Consider the following 17,620-nt stretch of genomic DNA (forward strand, 5'->3'; position numbering starts at 1 on the left):
AATCCCTACCGGGTTCGGGGACGCCAGGAACGGAGCGTCAACGAGTTCAGGACTACGCTGACGCTGGAGCACGCCATCATCGCCGCGGCGAATGCCGGGACGAGGAAACCAAGCGCCGCTAGGGGCAGTCCGATCACGTTGTAGATAAACGCCCAGAACAGATTCTGCCTGATTTTCCGGATTGTCTTCCGGCTCACGTCGATCGCCCCGGCCACCAGGGTTGGATCGGGTCTCATCAGCGTGATCGCGGCCGTTTCCATGGCCACGTCCGTACCGGAGCCCATGGCGATCCCCACGGACGCACGTGCGAGGGCGGGCGCGTCGTTGATTCCGTCTCCGACCATGCAAACTTTGGCGCCGCTCTCCATCAAACGGCTTACGATACGCTCCTTTTCTTCCGGCGTAGCAGCGCCGTAGGTCTCGTCTATGCCGGCCTGCCGTCCAATACGCTCCACGACGGCCTCCGCGTCTCCGGATACCAGGAGGGGCTCGACCCCCAGCTCCCTGAGTCCTTCTACCGCCAAGGCCGCATCGGGCCGCAACGCGTCGATGAGTTCGAAACGTGCGAGGAACGCGCATCCGGCATCGTTTCGGGACGCCAGCCAGACCAGGGTAGAACCCCCGCTGAAACCCCCGCTATCCTGTGCATCGGGAGGCTCGATACCCGGACAGCACTCATCGAAAAGTCTCCGGTTTCCAAGCAGGTAGCCTTCGCTTTCGATTTCTCCCTGGACCCCTTTCGCCACCACGCTCCTGAATCCGTTTACGTCGGCCAGGGCGATGTCCCGTTCCGCGGCCGTGCGCAGAAACGCGGTGGCCAGGGGATGCTCGCTGCCCTGCTGCAGCGACGCGGCGACGCGAAGCAGATCGTCTTCGTTCCGCTCGGTCTGGGGCGTAACGGATGCGATGACGGGACGGCCTTCGGTCAGGGTGCCCGTCTTGTCGAAAACGACGTGCGTCAAGCCATTGGCCTGTTCCAGGGATTCGATGTCCCTGACCAGGATGCCCGCCCGGGCTGCCACGCCCGCACCGGCCACGATGGCCGTCGGCGTCGCCAGACCCAGCGCGCAGGGACAGGCGATGACGAGGACGGAGACGGCATTGATCAACGCGGATTCCAGACCGGCCCCCGAAAGGACCCACGCGGAGAAGGTGATCAGGGCCAGGCCGACGACTGCCGGTACGAATACGGCGCTTACGCGATCCACCAAACGCTGGATGGCCGGCTTGGCAGCCTGTGCGCTTTCGACCAGGCGAATCACACGACCCAGCGTCGAATCGCTCCCTACGGCCCGGGCTTCGATCTCCAGGAAGCCGTTGATGTTCATCGATCCAGCGATCACGGTGTCGGCCGGGTGTTTAGGCGCCGGGACACTCTCACCGGTGATGAGCGCTTCGTCGACTTCGGCCTCGCCCCGGAGCACGATGCCGTCCGCAGCCACCCGGTCGCCCGGACGGCAGATGACGACGTCGCCGGGCTGCAGGGCATGTACCGGCGTATCCCGCTCCGAGCCGTCCGCCGTGCGTACCCGCGCGGTAATTGGCCGGATCGCCAGCAGTTCCCGAATCGCCCGGCTCGCGCTGCGGCGCGCCCGGCTTTCGATGTGCTTGCCGATGAGTACGAGGGTAATGATGATCACGGAGGCTTCGAAGTAGAGTTGGCCCGCCGCGCCGGCGCCCAGGCGGTAAACAAGGTAGGCGCTGTACGCATAGGCCGAAGTGGTTCCCAGGGCCACCAGGACGTCCATGTTCGCGCCACCGCCGCGCAGCGCGTGGAAAGCGCTCCGGTAGTAACGGGCGCCGATGCCGATCTGCAGCACAGTCGCGAGCGTCGCTTCCGCGTATACCGGCATGTGCCCGTCGAAACCGGTCCAGTTCCGCAGCAGCCCGGCCAGCATCTGCAGCAGGAAGGGAATCGTCACGCAGATCGCGACGACCATGGCGACACGGTCCCGACGTGACCGTCCGGGATCCTCTTCGGGCTCGTGCCGGTCGTCCTGAACGACGGTCAGTCGGTACCCCGCGGCGGCCACGGGGCCGGACAGCGCGTTGCCTTCCACGCCGGGCGCAACCGTCAGTGTCGCTCGTTCGAGGGCGAGGTTTACGTGGGCGGCAGCGACACCGGGGACCTGGGAGAGGACCTTCTCTACCCGCGCCGAGCACGCGCTGCAGGTCATGCCCTCGACGTGGAATACACGGGTTTCGGTATCCACGCCGAAATCCGTTCCCTGGGTGGAGGTCGACATGGGCGATGCTCGCGGTGCGGGGTGATGCTAGTGGGAATGCAACGTGTCCAGCCCGTGCATGGTCTCGGATTCGAAGTGGAAAAGAGCGTACGCGAGACCGATGCCGATCAGGAAGGCCAGGATGAGAATGCCGCGGTCATGGCTGTGAAACTGGATCTCGGGGAGCAGGTCGCTCAGGGAGATGCACAGGAAAACACCGGCGGCGAAGGCCATGACGTACCCTATGACATGCATTTCGTCGAGTTGACTCAGGAGACCGACGCCAAAAAAGGTGAATACGGTGACGAGCGGACAGAGCAGGGCGAATCCGATGTTGGTCAGCGTGCAGGCCCGGTTCTCGTAACCGGACACCCGCATCAGCCCGATGATGGAGTACGCGTCCAGGGGCTTATGCATCATGATGGCCAGAAACACGCCCAGTCCCGCGAGCATCGTGCCCCCGTCGTGCATCAAGCCGACGCGCATGCTGGCGCCGAGGGCGATCCCCTCGGTGATGGTATGCAGGCCGAGGCCCGTGGCGACGCCGAACACGCTTCGGGGGTTGACCTCCATCGCGCCCTGGTGGTCGTGGTGGCCGGGGTGTTCGTGATGGCCCTGGTTCTCCGTACCCGGGACCGCTTCCTGGTCGAATTCGTGATGATGAAACCGGAAGATCCGCAGCAGTACGATGATCATGATGACGCCCAGCACCGCGCAACCCACGGCGATTTCACCGGCATACGGACCGGGGATGTCCTCCAGGCTGTGCAACAGGAGATGATACATGGCGACGCCCAGGAGAAACCCCGCCACGAGACTCATGACCAGTTGCGTCCGGGTATGGGTCATGGTGAGGATGGCCGAGAGCTTGCCGCCGAGGAGGGACACGGCGAAGATCGCCGCCGAATATACGAGGAGGAGCAACGGGATATCGTTCATCTAGAAGAAAATCATGAGCAGGGCAATGGTGATCAGGCCGCCGACCATGAACCCCAACGCGCTTACGACCCCGGAAACGGTGGCCGAATCCGCGAGGCGGAAGGTCTGTTCTTCGATGGTAAACATGACCTGCGACCGGTTTATCTCACCGTCGACGAATCGCTTCAGCCCTTTCTCGGCGCCGTGGGCTTCCTTCACGGAAACCACGGCCACCAGGATCATCGTCATGGCGGAGGCGAGGGTGCCCAGGGCGAAGGCGAGCAGCGAAAACAGGCTGAACCAGTGGTAGGAGGATCCCTGGTCGCCCGTCGCCGTGCTCATGAAGCCGATGATCAGCGCGGCGCCGCCCGCATTGCCGAACAGAAGGAGGCGGGCCGATTCGGTGATCATCCTGAACATGGTGCCGCGTCGGAGCGCAACGACCTTGTATAGCTCGCGCAGCCACTCCTCGCCGATTTCCTCGACGGTGAACTCATCTACCTTCTTCAATGGCCGTACCTCGCTTGCAGTTTGTTATTCGCCCAGGTTGGTGAGCCGGATATAGGTGGATCCGGCATTCGTACCCGGCGGAAATTCCAGGCTCCAGTCGTCCAGCATGACTCTTTCGGGCGACAGCGCGACACTCAGGAAATGCTCCCTTGTCAATTCGCCGCCCATGCGTTCGAGCACGTCGATGACGTATCTTCCCAGGATGTAGCCTTCGAAGGCCACCTCGTTCACCAGTGTCGCCACGGATTCAGCCTGGCCGTATTCCGGCCGCAACGCGTTTCTGAACCGTCGTGCGATCCGGCTGCTGTTGCTGTTCGGATCCGGAATCACCTCGGTCACCAGGATCCTTTCACTGCGGTTTTCCACCATCTTTTTCAGTTCCTGGGAAAGAACGAATGAGAGATTCGCCACGATGTAGTCGTGACCCAGCGAGTGGGACAGGTTGATGATCTCGGAGTTCGCGGCGTACGACCCCACGATCAATATGGCATCGAGGTCTGCCTTTGAGATCATGAACAGGCCCGCGTGGACCGCGTGGGTATTCCGTGAATGGGCGGTCTTGGCGAGTATCGGGAGGTCATGGGCTTCGAGGGCGATCTGTAAGTTCTTCAGTACCGATCGGCCGAAGGAATCGTCCTGGTAAATCACGCCGAACCGGTTCTTGCCCAAGTCGTTTACGATGTAATCGACCATGGTCACGACTTCGTCCAGGTACGCCGCCCGCAGGTTGACGACGTTGGGGAACCGGTCGAAATTGCGGAGAAAATCCGCACCGGTGAAGGGTCCGACAAAGGGGATGTCGGCACTGCGCAGCAGGGGAGCGATCCGCTTGGCGGTCGGCGTTCCCACGCCGCCGATCACCGCGAACACGTCGTTCTCCGCCGCAAACCGCTCGGCGTTGGCGGCGGCCTGCTCGGGTTCATACCCATCGTCCAGCGAAAGCAGCCTGAGCGTTCTTCCGTTGATGCCGCCTGCGCGGTTCAGTTCTTCGAATGCCGACAGGATGCCCGCCCGGTAGTACAGGCCCAGGTTGCGGTTGGGACCGGTGAAGCACGCGCTTTGGCCGAACACGATGGCATCGGACGTTACGCCGGTCTCCGCCCGGACCTGCGATGTGTGCGCCAGCGTAGCGATGACGAGCGCGGCCGCCACCGATACAAGGCCGTACAGTCTGTTGCCAGAGATCACGCTATTGCTGTGGATCACTTTGGCTCCCTTCGGTACCCGTTTTTTCTTCTTCGCTTTCTTCCTCGTGCATGGTCTCGGCCAGCGCTTTCTCACCGGTCTGACTCGCCTCGTCTATGCTGCTGGTCGTCACGTGACCGTGGCTGAAAATAGACGGCGTGTCGAAAATGAGCGATCGCGGCGCGGCCACCGGTAAATGATCCCGCTCCGTGTTGCGGCTGTGGAACCTTCCATCGATGAGGAATCCATCCCGGTCGATGTTCTCATACCGGTGGATATCCGGTGGAAGCGTCGAGAAAACCGGCCGGTCCAGGGAATCGGGGCCGGTAGCGGCCAGCGCGCCCGGTGAGTCGAAAGCCAGGTCGGCGGGCGTCAGTCCCGATCCGTCGTCGATGAGATTAACCTCGATATTCGCGTCGTTGCCGGGATTGACCGCCGCCAGGTTCGCCTCGGCGAAGATCGTGCGCATGCGCTGCCAGTACCGGGTTATACCGACCTGGGCCGGCTGCCGTCGGTATTCGGCCAGCAGCCTGGTGAATGCGCCGGCACTGCTCTCGGCCTGGAGGACCCGTTCCCGCGCAGTGGCCCGGGCATCCATGATGATCGCTTCCGTCTGTCCTTTCGTCCGGGCGATGAGCTTCTCCCTGCGCTGATTGGCGTTGCTGATGGACTGCATGCGTTCTGAAATGGCGTCGTTGACGTCCCGGAACGCTTCCACGGTCTCCTCGATGGGACGGATGTCCACGATGTTCAGGTCGACCAGCTCGATGCCGATGTCGATCGCCTCCAGGCGTCCTGCAAGGTAGTCATGGAGGTGGCGCTCGATGATACTCCGGTTGGACGTCAGGATCAGGTCGATGAAGTTCTGTCCCACGATGTTGACCATTTCCTCCCGTACGATCATGGTCATCAGCATCGTCGGGTCCGTAACAGCGAAGAGGTAACTTCGCAGGTTATCGATCTTGTACTGCACGGCGACGTCCAACTCGACCAGGTTCGTGTCGCCGGACAACAACGTGACGTGCGTATCCCCCATCGTTGCTTCGCTGACGATGGGCACGCGGACGATGCGCTTTACCTTGCGGATGTGGGTTTTGTAGATGAACGGCACGCAATAGTGGATACCGGGGCCGATGTTTACGTCCACTACCTTGCCGAACCGCACGAGGACGCCCTGTTCTTCTTTTTTGACGACGTAGAACCCGCTCGCCAGCACGCCGGCGACGGCCAGGGCGGTCAGGCTCCAGAACAGCCGGTTCCAGCCGAAGGTCCGGGCCGCGTCGAACAGGGCGTAGATGACGCGCGTACTATAGGGTAGTGGCCGGTTTTCGTTTGCCATGGACTTAAGCGCTCGTTTTACCGGGGAACCGTTCGGCTGTCCAGGTACCTGAACAGCTCATTGTCGGCCGGCAGCATGAGGGTCGTGTTCTTGTCGATGATCAGGTCGTAACTGTCGAGTGCACGGATGAACCGGTAGAAAGCCGGGTCATTCCGATAGGCCCTGCCGAGCAGCGCCATCGCTTCCGCTTCGGCCTCGCCGAGAATGGCCGTGGCTTCCGCGTGGGCTTCCGCCATGAGCTTCTCGTGTTCGTTGATCGCCAGCGCTTCGATGCGTATGGCCATCTCTTCGCCCTCGCTCCGGTAGCGGGCCGCGATGCGCGCGCGCTCCGAGATCATGCGCTGAATCACGGCCGGGCGGTTCTCCACGGGAAGCGTATACTCGATGATCCCGGCTTTCAGTACCTCGATGCCGTAGTTCGCACTGGCGATCGGCGCGACGTTGCCGAGTATGTCACGGGCTGCTTCATGCAGGTCTTCGTGTTCCAGCCCGAGGCTGATGAAGGCGTCCCGGGCCTTGTTGCTGATTACGATCCCGCTGCTCGACAGATAGAGGTCCCGCAGTCTTTCAGTGGCGTTTTCGCCGGTACGAATCGCCTCCACGTAGAGAATGGGATCCACGATGCGCCAGAGCAGGTAGCCGCTGATCAGGATATTCTTCTGGTCTTCGGTAATCAGTTCATGGGACACATCGGTCAACGTCTGCAGCCTTCGGTCTACCTTGTAGACTTTCGAGATCGGGCGGGGCCACTTGACGTGCAGTCCCGGCTGCTTCACCGGAGGAGAAATCCGGCCGAAGTTCGTCAGGACCCCTTGCTGGGTCTCGTTGATCACGTAGAAACAGTCGTAGACGATCGCCGCCAGCACGAGCGCGACAATGGCCCTCCGGATACCACGTCCTTTACCGGTCATTTGCCTTTACCTCCTGTCGTGGCCGTCCGGGGCGGCGGCCTCCGCCGTTCTCTTCTTCCAGATCGCGACCTTGTTGAAACTCTGTCGGTTGGGCACGATGATCTTGGGGTTCCCCGCGAGTGCGGTTTCCAGCTTCTCGCGCCAGAGCATGTTCCTGAGGACTTCCGGCGCCGTCTGCATCGCCGATGAAATGACCAGGATGGCATCCGCTTCCGCCGCGGAGGTCGCCACCTTCCTGAAAGCCTCTCCATCGGCCTGTTCTCTTTCATACTCGGCGTTGCCGTAGGCACGCGGCACCAGGGAGACCATGAACCTCTGCGCGTTGACGATGATCCGCTCCCGGTCTTCCTGGGCGCTGGAGATCTCCCGGAACGAGTTCATCGCTTCCGCGACCGGAGTGATGTCCAGCAGGCTTACCTTTACGAGATCGATGGTGCTGAGAATCGTCCTGTCTCCATGCATTTCGGCGTCCACGGCGAAGAGATTCGTAAGTTCGTCGACCATGTCCGCCCGGTATGCGGTAAGCAGGCGATCAAGGTCGCGGGCATTGATGAAAGTGCGCAGGTGCTCGCGGACCGCGTCTTCAATGATCTCTTCCGGGTCGACCGTACGGTAATGGTAAGTGTACGGGTCTTTCACGCGGTACTGGACGTCCAGGGTGAGCGTGAGCATGTTCAGGTCGCCCGACACGTACTCGTACGGCGTATCGGACATGATGGACTTCACTTCCTTGACCGGCCACTTGTCCACCCACACCAGGGGGCGGGGTGCCAGGTAATGCAGCCCGGGCTGCAAGTCTTTCCAGTATACCTGTCCGAACAACAGGCCGTATCCGACGTGCCCGGGCGGCACGGTCGTGAACCCGCTGCCGAGGAACAGGACCAGCAGCAGGCCCCAGAGCATCATGCCCAGCGGCGTGGCGGGCGAGACCGTACCCCGGAAGGACCGGTCCCGCGTCAGCCGCTTCCAGGCGTTGCGCCAGGGCCTGGACAACGGACGGACGTTGACCATCATGTCTTCGTACCCTCTGCGCATGGCGCCCGCGCGGTACCGCCAGAGGATCAGTGCGATTAATATGATCGCGCCGCCCCACTGTATGAACTGGATCGCGGGGGACTCGGAAGGGAGCAGGTTGACCGAAATCGTGAAGCCCGTCGCCAGCAGCACGAAATCGATGGCGATGCCGATCACGGCGGTAACCACGATGACGGTGGTCACGTAGATGGCCGCGAAACGCGCACCAAACTGGCTCATGATGATGGCGATGGTGCTCGTGTTAGTAGCCGGTCCGGTCATCAGGAAAATCAGCGCGGCGCCGGGGCTCACGCCTCGGGCCACCAGCGCAGCTGCTATCGGGGTGCTGGCCGAAGCGCAGATGTAGAGGGGCACGCCGACGATGATCATGACGGGGTAGGACAGCCAGCGTGCATACTCGTTCGACATCAGGTCGGCCGGAATGACGAGAAAGAGCACGCCGCCCAGTGCGATGCCAACGAGCAGCGCGAAGAGGATATCGTCGGCGATCTCCACGAAGCCGTAGTGCATGATGTGTTTGACGATCTTCTTGAAATCGAGACCGGGGTATTCCTCCGCTACCCGGTCCACTTCGACGGTCTTGCTGGACTTTTTCGCCTGTTCCCCGACTATTTCGCGGTAGAATTCGGGTTTTATCCACGATCCGAACTTCCAGGTGGAGGCCACGGTGGTGATACTCTTGATCCACCGCGTCATCAGGACCTTCATGGCGGCGGGACTGACGTAGCAGTCGTCCTTGTCCGATATCAACGGATCGTGGACCGCGTGGTCATGGTCGTGGTCGTGGCCGTGATGATCGTGGCCGTGATGATCGTGGTCATGATGATCGTGGTCATGGTGTTCGTGATCTTCTTCGCCCGGCTTGACTTCGCCGCTGTCGTCCCGGATCAGGCCGATGCAGAAAATGCCCGCCACGACGGCCGTTATGAAACTGATGGCGGGGCGTACCACGGCGGCGATGAACCCGAAAAACGCGTTGGTGACGAGGATGGAGTCCGCTCCGGTTTCCGGCGCGGTGATCAGGAAGGCCATGCAGGACGACCGGGAAGCGCCCTTCCGGCGCATTTCGGCCACGACGGGGACGACGGAACAGCTGCAGAGAGGGACCGGCACGCCGACCGCGGAACTGACGGAGACCGACCGGAGGCTGTCGTCCTGAAGCCATTTGAGGATCGCTTCCCGGGAGATGAACACGTGGATCAGCCCGGAAAGCAGCAGACCCAGGATCAGCATCGGCCCCAGCAACAGGAAGGACATCCAGATGAAGTCGAAATACGCGGTAAGGGAATTAACCAGCGTAACGCCCATCAATACATCTCCCGCTGTTATGACTGACGCGGAAACCTCGGGTTCTTATTTCTCAGGTCATGAATGCAGGACGATCAGACTGAAGCAACGGGTATCGGTGAAAAGATATACGCGCGGAAGATACGCATATAAGGTGATTATACCGAGAGAACTTACAAGCGCAAAGGAAATGTTTGGATCGGAAAACAGATTCGTGTTCGATCCGGCCGAGTGTTGCGCCCAGGCCGTCCGGACGCTTAACACACGGTGAGACTTCCCCTTGATCTGCCGTATTGTCCAATATAACATATTAGCCGGTGGAAAGCATGAGCTGGTCCGATGATCGGAGACCCTCGTTATGGATTTCGACGCATACGACCTGGACAGCGCTTTCTACGACGAGATGTTCCTCCCTGACGGTACGCCGCGCGCTCACTGCCGCAGTCTGCACGAATCACTGCTCCGGCTTCCCGTTGAAGAGCTCGTTCGCATGCAGGAACGGGTCACCCATTCCTTTTCCAGCGAAGGCATCACGTTTACGGTATACGGCGGAGATGAAGCCGGCGAGCGCATCATGCCTGTCGACTGCCTGCCCCGGATCCTGCCCGCCGAAGAATGGCGGCAGCTCGAATCCGGACTTGGCCAGCGGCTGAAGGCGTTGAACCGGTTTCTCGGCGACGTTTACGGTCCCGCCCGCATTGTCGAAGACGGGGTCGTTCCGGTCGACCTGGTGCGCGGCTGTCCCCAGTACCGCGTCGAAATGCGGGGGGTGCCCGTTCCGCACGGGACGCATGTCGCGATCTGCGGCACCGACCTGGTCCGCACGAATGAAGGATTCCACGTGCTCGAGGACAACCTGCGCGTGCCTTCCGGCGTATCCTACATGGTCGCCAACCGGAAAGCGGTCAAGGCCAACCTGCGCCGGCTCTACCGCAGCTGCCGGGTGCGGGAAGTCGAGCAATACGGGCGAATGCTCCGCGAAACACTGAAGGAACTCGCGCCTCGCGGGGACGACGATCCTTGCGTGGTGCTGATGACGCCCGGCGTATACAATGCGGCGTTTTACGAGCACATCTACCTGGCGCACGAGATCGGGGCGACCCTGGTCGAGGGCCGGGATCTGCTGGTCGACGGCGGTTATGTGTACATGCGCACCACCTCGGGGCTCCAACGGGTTGACGTCATCTACCGCCGGGTGGACGACGATTTCCTGGACCCGCTCGTATTCCGGCCGGATTCCCTGCTGGGCCTCCCGGGCCTCATGGGCGTCTACCGGGCCGGGAACGTCACCCTGGTGAACGCGCCGGGCACGGGCGTCGCGGACGACAAGAGCGTATACGCATACGTTCCCGACATGATCCGCTATTACCTGGCCGAAGAACCGCTGCTGCAAAACGTGAAGACCTATATCTGCCGCCGGCCGGAGGACCTGGAATTCACCCTGGACAACCTTCATGACCTCGTCGTGAAGCGGGTGGGCGAGTCGGGGGGATACGGCATGCTGGTCGGGCCGGAATCGACGCCTGATGAACGGGAAGCCTGCGCCCGTGATTTGCGGGAAAACCCCGCGGACTTCATTTCGCAGCCCGTACTGGACCTTTCGCGCGCGCCCTGCCTGATCGGGGGCCGTGCCGCGGCGCGGCACGTGGACCTGCGGCCCTTCGTGCTCCATGGCCGCGAGACGCGTATCGTGCCGGGTGCATTCTGCCGGGTCGCGCTGCGTGAGGGCAGCCTGGTCGTGAACTCCAGCCAGGGTGGCGGAGGCAAGGACGTCTGGGTACTGGGGGACTGAATGCTGTCCAGAAGCGCACAGGGCCTGTACTGGATGGGCCGGTATCTCGAACGCGCCGCGCACCTCAGCCGGCTGATGCAACTGCAGGTGGAAACGCTGGTGGACCGTCCGCTGCGCGAGATCCACTTCGGATGGAACCGCGTGTACAACAGCATGAACCAGTTCCCACCCGCCGGTACGCTGGAAGCCTTCGGGAGCGACGACTACGCGCTGGCCGACTCCTATACCCTGGCCGATCACCTTACTTTCGAATCCACGAATCCGGATTCCATATGGAACTGCTTCGCGTACGCCCGGGAAAACGCGCGGCAGGTCCGCAATTACATCAGCGCCGAGATGTGGCTGTCGCTGAACATGACCTTCCTGCGCCTGCAGGGATTGACTATCCAGGAGATATGGAAGACGGCCCCGGAGTCTTTCTACGCGGGAACGGCAAAGGATATAGCCACCTTCACCGGCGTGGCCGAGGCGACCATGTACCGCGATGAAGGGTGGCATTTCATCCAGCTGGGCAGATACATGGAACGGGTGCAGCTTTCCGCGTCGATCCTGTTGTCGCAGATTGCGGCGCAGGACGGGCAGGACGAATCGTTCGACGCGGACTGGGCGAACCTGCTGCACGTGTTCCGCGCCTTCGACGCCTACGTGCATTCCTACAGCGTAGTGGTTCAGCCCGGACAGGTGCTCGACCTGATCGTAACGGACGAACTGCTTCCGGGTTCGGTACGCCGGTCCCTCGACGGGATCGCCTCCGTGCTGGACGCCATTGGTCCGGGTCCGTCGCCCGGTGCGGGCAGGGAAGCGGCGGCGCTCAGTGCCTCCCTTTGCGCGGTCGTCCGGGACGGCAGGAACGACGTTTCGGCATGGCGCACCACGCTGGAACAGGTGAACGGCGACAGCCGGAAGCTTCATCAGCAAATTATGGACGTCTACATCGCCTATCCCCTGGAATCCCTGTCTGTACGCTGACGCCATGGCCGAAAACGTGCGATACCGGATCGAGCATGTCACGAAGTACCGCTATTGCTTCCCCGTGCGAAACTGCGCCATGTCCCTGGCGCTCAGACCGCTCGAGGACCGCAGGCAGCGTGTCACCGCATTCCGGATCGGGACGGAACCGGAAGGCTCGGTTTTTCCGATCTCGGACGCCTTCGGCAATACGCGACACCAGCTTCACCTGAACCGCATTCACCAGTCGCTGTCCATCACCGCGCGCTCCACGGTGGAGGTTACGCCACGGGACGCACCGCCCGAGGAGTGCGAAGAAGGCGCCTGGGAGATCATCCGGGGCTGGCGCGACTCGTTCCACCAACGGGACTTTATGGATCACAGCGGCCTGGCCCTTCCTTCGCCCGCACTGGAGAGGTTCGTGCAACAGAGCGGCATAACACCCGCAGGCGACCCGCTGGCCGCGCTGAAACAGCTGTCCGGTGCACTCTACGAGCGCTTCGAGTACGTGCCTGGGAGCACCACGATCTCTTCCACGATCGAACACATCCTGGATACCGGCCGTGGCGTATGCCAGGATTACGCCCACGTCATGATCGCTGTCGCGCGGACCTGGGGTATTCCCGCCCGATACATATCCGGTTATCTCCATGACGAGTCCGCGGCTGGCGGGGGAACGACCTCGCACGCCTGGGTGGAGTGCCGGCTGCCCGGACCCGGCTGGACGGGATTCGATCCCACGAATGCGACGCTGGCCGACGAACGCCACGTACGGGTGGCGGTGGGGCGGGATTACCAGGACGTGTCCCCCACGCGAGGCGTACTGTTCGGAGGGGGCGATATCGAGCTTGAAGTGGAGGTGAGTATGGATACAATACCGGAAAACCTTGCCGATTCATCCAATTCGATGCACGAGGAGCCGCAACGATGAATGACCTGGACCGGCCGTCGCACGCGGTGGACACGCTGAAGGCTTACTTGCTGAGCCGTATCCCTCGATTTGACCTTCCCGATGCTGCGACCTGGGAGGAAGAGGCCGGTAAGTTGCGACAGACCGTGCTGGAAGAAGTGATTTTCAAGGGCGTGCCCGATGCGTGGCGAAACGGCACGCCCGACGTCGAGTGGAGCGACGTGATCGAAACGGGCAATGGGTACCGGATTCGCAAGCTGACCTACCGCGCGCTGCCCGGTCAGTCCGATCAGCCCGGTCAGTCCGGTCAGCCCGGCCTGGTCATCCCGGCTCTGCTTTACGAACCGGATGAACCGACGGATTCGGCGCCGGGCGTGTTGAACCTGAACGGGCATGTGGGCCCGCCGGGCAAGGCGGTAGACTACAAGCAGATACGTTGCGTCAACCTGGCCCGCCGGGGCGTATTTGCGCTGAATCCGGAGTGGCTGAGCTTCGGAGAACTGCAGGGCCCGGGCTACCAGCACAACAACGCGAGCTACCTGGATCTGTGTGGTGTGGCCGGCATTGCCGTGTTCTACCTGGTCATGTGCCGCGCGCTGGAGGTGCTGCTGGCCCTGGAGCAGGTCGACCCGGAGCGTGTCGCCGTGACCGGACTGTCCGGCGGAGGCTGGCAGACGATCGTGCTCGCCGCCCTGGACACGAGGGTGCGCCTCGCCGCGCCCAATGCCGGTTACATTGGCCTGGACAGCCGCGTCAACCACCGGGCCGACCGGGGTGACATCGAACAGAACGCATCGGACCTCGCCGCGACGGCCGACTATCCCATGCTAACGGCCCTGCTTGCGCCCCGTCCGGCCCTGCTGATGTATAACGAATATGACGATTGTTGCTTCCAGACCGCCAGGGCGCGTCCCTCGGTCTATGAACCGGTTCAGCCGCTGTACGCTTCGCTCGGAAGACCGGACGCCTTTGCATTCCATAACAACCTGGATCCGGGCACCCACAACTACGAGCGGGAACACCGGGAGCGCTTCTACGGGTTCTTGAACCGGCATTTCCTGGACGGCCGGCCTGGCGCGCTGTCCCGCGACGTAGAGATTCCCTCGGAAGACGAAGTCCGCACCGAAGAAGCACTGTGGGTCGGAACGCCGGCGGATAACGCCGATTTCGTCTCCCTGGCCCGGTCCCTGGCCCGTGGACTGAAACGCCGGAAGCCGCCGGAGGATCCCGCCGCGTTCTCCCGGTGGCAGGCGGCGGGCAGGGAACGGCTGACGTCCTTGCTGCGTTACCGGCCCCTGACCGTTGAACGCGTGACCGGTCAGGCTTCGCGCACAGGAAACGGCCGCCGGCCGGAATACGCCTGTTACCATTTGCGGGACGGATGGGAACTACCCGCCGTGACCACCGTACCCACGGGCCAAGGTACCGGAAAGAAGCGTCTGATCCTGGCGGATGAAGGGCGGCAGGGAACGGAAGCCCTGGCAGAGGAAGCCCTGCGGGACCAGGTCACGGCCACGGAGGTGGAAGTGGTCATGCAGGGCGCCTGCGGACTGGGCAAGGCGCCACATCAGTGGACGATGATGATGGCGTCGAGCGGAGGCAGGATGCTGGGTCTCCAGGTCGCCCAGCTCGCGGCGGTCATGCATCACATGAGCCGGGCCCGTCCGGACCCGGCCCGTCCGGGCGTGGCGGCCCCGCTGGGGCTTGCGGCGCAAGGTCCCGTGTCTTCGGTGATCGCCCTGATGGCAGCGTCCCTTTGCGGCCAAGCGGTCGATGAAATCATACTGCATCGCGGCCTTGCCAGCCTGCACCGGCTGATCGATGAGCCCGGACGATACGAATCTCTCTCGCCTCTCTTCTGCTTCGGACTGCTGGCCGAGTTCGATATCGAGGATCTCATCGCACTGGTCCGCCCCGCCCGGGTCGAACTCAAATCGTCCACCGAGCTGTAATGCGGCATGCAACTACATTGTGGACTGGACTACAATGCGGACCGGATAGCCTCAATGACCAGCCGGGAAGGCAACGTGCGAAGGCAGAGGGCGCCCCGGGTGACCGTCGACGTGAGGGGTTCGTGCCGGCAGGTCATGAAACAACCCCGGCACGGCAGGTAGTCCGGATGTACGACGGTGTGCAGGTTCCTGTAACCGTAGCTGTCCGGATAGGGAAAGAAGTATCCGAGGTGGCTGTCCGGACAGACACATACCGTGGGTGTTCCCATGACCGTCGAGATATGGCTCAGTCCCGAGTCCAGCCCGACAAACAGGCGTGCTTCCCGTATCAACTTCATCGCCCCGGATATATCTGTTTCGATCACGCGAACGCCTTGCGACGCAGTCCGGCTCATTTCGTCGGCCCTGCCGGGCTCGACCAACGCGACAAACTGCAATTCAGGGAATGCGCGGATCGTCTCCGCCCATAGCGCCGGCGGGTAGTCCTTCCTCCGATTGTCGCTGCGGGGTTGCCACGCCACGTACTCCCCGGGTTCGACCCCGAACCGATGGCATGCGTCGGCGCCCGATCTGACATGATCCAGATCCGGCCGCCACGCTTCCCTGCCGTCCGTTTCCACGCCACAATGCCCCAGCACGCGACGGAGGTAATGGGCGTTGTGATGCAGTAAATGACTTGGGGCGCTGTCCTCTCCGCCGCCATCACCGTCCTCGTACTTCGGCACGACCTCGTACCCGGCCGGATAGGGCCGTTCCGGCGCCAGGTCTTCGCCGAGATGGTATCCTTCGTAGACGAATTTGCGGTCCGCCCGCACCTCGGAAAGCACGGCATCCAGGGTGAAAAGCCCGCCGTAGAAGGTGTGGATGTCCGCGATGACGCACCGGAACGACCGGTTTGCGATCCCTTCGAGCGACGCGGCCGGGGCGCCTTCGGATCCGGTCGGGTGTGCGGCCGGTTCGCCTTCGGACCCGGTCAGGCGCGCGGCCGGTTCGGGGAACGGCAGGAAGGCGTCCACGTGCGGCTCGACGAGCGGCCTCACGCGCGACCTTCCCAGGAACCAGACCGGACTGGGGTGAAACCACCGCCGCATCCGCTTGAGATGCCCGGTGGCCAGGACCACGTCTCCGATCCGTCCCCATGCCACGTATAGCACGGGTCTGGGTTCCGGGTCCCGCGTTGGTGCAACCCGGACCGTCCAGTGCCTGTTTTCACGGCGCGATATCCGGTTCCGGTACGCGAAGTAGAGCCGGTACGCGATGTTGTTGATCGTTTTCCACATAACATGTCGACGGTGCACGGCGTGGTTCGCCGGCCATGGTATCGACCTCGCTGCGGACCGCTGTTTTATTGAATGATGCCCCGTCCCCTTTTGTATAGATGTACTTGACAGGATGTCCTGATATTACGTTATTTCGGCCGTCCCGGCAAGTCGACGTTGGCCGTCGGAAACGGTACATGCTTAGATATACAAAAGATATACAAGGAGCGGGCATCGATGATCAACCGCGCCAGGCACTGGGTGGGTTCGGCCGCATGCATGGTCGGCATACTGGCGGCCGCGGGCTGCAGTGAAAGCGGCAGCGCCGCCAACGAAGCGTCCGCCGTGGAGGAAACGCGGTCTGTAAACGTGGTGACCCGGGTGGTCGAGCCCCGGGAATTCATCAATCATCTCAGACTGGTGGGCGAGGTCAAGCCGGTCCGGCGCGTCGTGGTGAGTATTGAAGCAACCGGACTGGTAAGGCGCATTGAGGTCGAGAAAGGCGAGTCTGTGCGGCAGAACGCCGTGCTGGCCAGGCTTGACGACGAGCTGCTCAAGGCGGCCGCGGACGAGGCCGAAGCGGCCGTAAACGCCAGCGGCCTGACCCTGCGCAACCAGGAGCGGCTATTGGAGCAGAAAGCGCTGGCCGAGTCCGTTTACCTCGACACCAAGTACCGCCACGACATAAATCTCGCAAGGCATCAACAGGCCCAGACCTACCTCAGCAAGACCGTTATCCGGGCCCCGATCTCCGGGGTGGTGGACAGCCGCAATCTCGAGGTGGGCGAACTGGCAACGCCCGGAAGGGAGTTCATGGACCTTGTGGAGATCGACCGGGTCAAGATCGTGGCCGGTGTCCCTGAACGTCATTTGAAACACGTCACCGACGGCACGCGGGCTACCCTGACGTTTCCCGCTTATCCGGACGTTACCCTGGAAGCGGACATCTCCTATATCGGAACGACGCTGGACCCGGACAGCCGAACCGTACCCGTGGAAATCACGCTGGACAATCCGGCGCACCGGCTCAAGCCCGAAATGGCCGTCACCATCCGCGTGGTCAAAGACAACATACCGGCAGGCATCGTCATCCCCCAGGACGCCGTTATCGACACCGATCAGGGCCGGATCGTGTTTTTGGCAGACCAGAACGTCGCCCGTTCCGTACCGGTTGAACTCGGTTCGACTTCCGGCGACCAGGTGCTGGTAACGAATGGGCTTGCGACGGGCGATACCCTCATTGTCGTCGGCCACCGGAACCTGGTAAACGGTGAAACCATTCAGGTCAGAAACGAAGGGATGTAGCACGGTGACCGCGTTTGCCGAGAGCGTCCACGGGAGTATTTCCA

At 62.4% G+C, this 17,620-nt stretch carries 13 protein-coding genes; 5 read left to right on the forward strand and 8 right to left on the reverse strand.

What is annotated here, in order from left to right; genetic code table 11:
- Positions 1-5: 5 nt before the first annotated feature.
- Genes F4X08_08285 through F4X08_08315 form a run of 7 tightly spaced genes read right to left on the reverse strand, consistent with a single transcriptional unit; the run spans position 6 to position 9,431 of the window.
- Entirely contained in the window at positions 6-2,246 is a 2,241-nt protein-coding gene (locus F4X08_08285; GenBank protein MYD25797.1) for a copper-translocating P-type ATPase, read from the reverse strand.
- Positions 2,247-2,273: 27 nt separating this feature from the next.
- Positions 2,274-3,164, reverse strand: a complete 891-nt coding sequence (locus F4X08_08290) for a hypothetical protein (GenBank protein MYD25798.1) — start codon at positions 3,162-3,164, stop codon at positions 2,274-2,276.
- A complete protein-coding gene (locus F4X08_08295) occupies positions 3,165-3,653 on the reverse strand; it encodes a hypothetical protein (GenBank protein MYD25799.1) in 489 nt (162 codons plus the stop codon). It lies immediately after the preceding gene.
- A 24-nt stretch (positions 3,654-3,677) separates the two neighbouring features.
- Positions 3,678-4,934 (reverse strand): ABC transporter substrate-binding protein, encoded by a 1,257-nt coding sequence (locus tag F4X08_08300; protein MYD25800.1) that lies wholly within the window; start codon positions 4,932-4,934, stop codon positions 3,678-3,680.
- A complete protein-coding gene (hflK, locus tag F4X08_08305) occupies positions 4,843-6,177 on the reverse strand; it encodes an FtsH protease activity modulator HflK (GenBank protein ID MYD25801.1) in 1,335 nt (444 codons plus the stop codon). Before hflK ends, F4X08_08300 begins: the two co-directional genes overlap by 92 nt.
- A 17-nt stretch (positions 6,178-6,194) precedes the next feature.
- A complete protein-coding gene (locus F4X08_08310; protein ID MYD25802.1) occupies positions 6,195-7,088 on the reverse strand; it encodes a protease modulator HflC in 894 nt (297 codons plus the stop codon).
- A gap of 6 nt (positions 7,089-7,094) precedes the next feature.
- Positions 7,095-9,431: a hypothetical protein gene (locus tag F4X08_08315; GenBank protein ID MYD25803.1), complete on the reverse strand. Its 2,337-nt coding sequence runs from the start codon at positions 9,429-9,431 to the stop codon at positions 7,095-7,097.
- Between the two features lie 337 nt (positions 9,432-9,768).
- Here F4X08_08315 and F4X08_08320 point away from each other — a divergent pair, with 337 nt between their 5' ends.
- From F4X08_08320 to F4X08_08335, 4 genes are read left to right on the forward strand one after another with little or no spacing between them, the layout of a single operon-like run.
- Entirely contained in the window at positions 9,769-11,202 is a 1,434-nt protein-coding gene (locus tag F4X08_08320; GenBank protein ID MYD25804.1) for a circularly permuted type 2 ATP-grasp protein, read from the forward strand.
- Positions 11,203-12,171: an alpha-E domain-containing protein gene (locus F4X08_08325; protein MYD25805.1), complete on the forward strand. Its 969-nt coding sequence runs from the start codon at positions 11,203-11,205 to the stop codon at positions 12,169-12,171.
- 4 nt (positions 12,172-12,175) lie between these two features.
- Positions 12,176-13,081, forward strand: a complete 906-nt coding sequence (locus tag F4X08_08330; protein MYD25806.1) for a transglutaminase family protein — start codon at positions 12,176-12,178, stop codon at positions 13,079-13,081.
- On the forward strand, positions 13,078-15,012 hold the full coding sequence (locus F4X08_08335) for a hypothetical protein (GenBank protein ID MYD25807.1): 1,935 nt from the start codon (positions 13,078-13,080) through the stop codon (positions 15,010-15,012). The genes F4X08_08330 and F4X08_08335 overlap by 4 nt, the downstream gene beginning before the upstream one ends.
- Positions 15,013-15,041: 29 nt before the next feature.
- Here the strand turns inward: F4X08_08335 and F4X08_08340 are convergent, their stop codons facing one another.
- Positions 15,042-16,292 (reverse strand): glycosyltransferase family 9 protein, encoded by a 1,251-nt coding sequence (locus F4X08_08340; GenBank protein MYD25808.1) that lies wholly within the window; start codon positions 16,290-16,292, stop codon positions 15,042-15,044.
- A 216-nt stretch (positions 16,293-16,508) separates the two neighbouring features.
- Here F4X08_08340 and F4X08_08345 point away from each other — a divergent pair, with 216 nt between their 5' ends.
- The gene (locus F4X08_08345) at positions 16,509-17,576 is read left to right on the forward strand and encodes an efflux RND transporter periplasmic adaptor subunit (protein ID MYD25809.1); all 1,068 of its coding nucleotides are present in this window, start codon (positions 16,509-16,511) and stop codon (positions 17,574-17,576) included.
- Positions 17,577-17,620 lie beyond the last annotated feature (44 nt).

The sequence above is a fragment of the Gemmatimonadota bacterium genome, from assembly GCA_009841265.1.
Lineage (GTDB): Bacteria > JAAXHH01 > JAAXHH01 > JAAXHH01 > JAAXHH01 > JAAXHH01.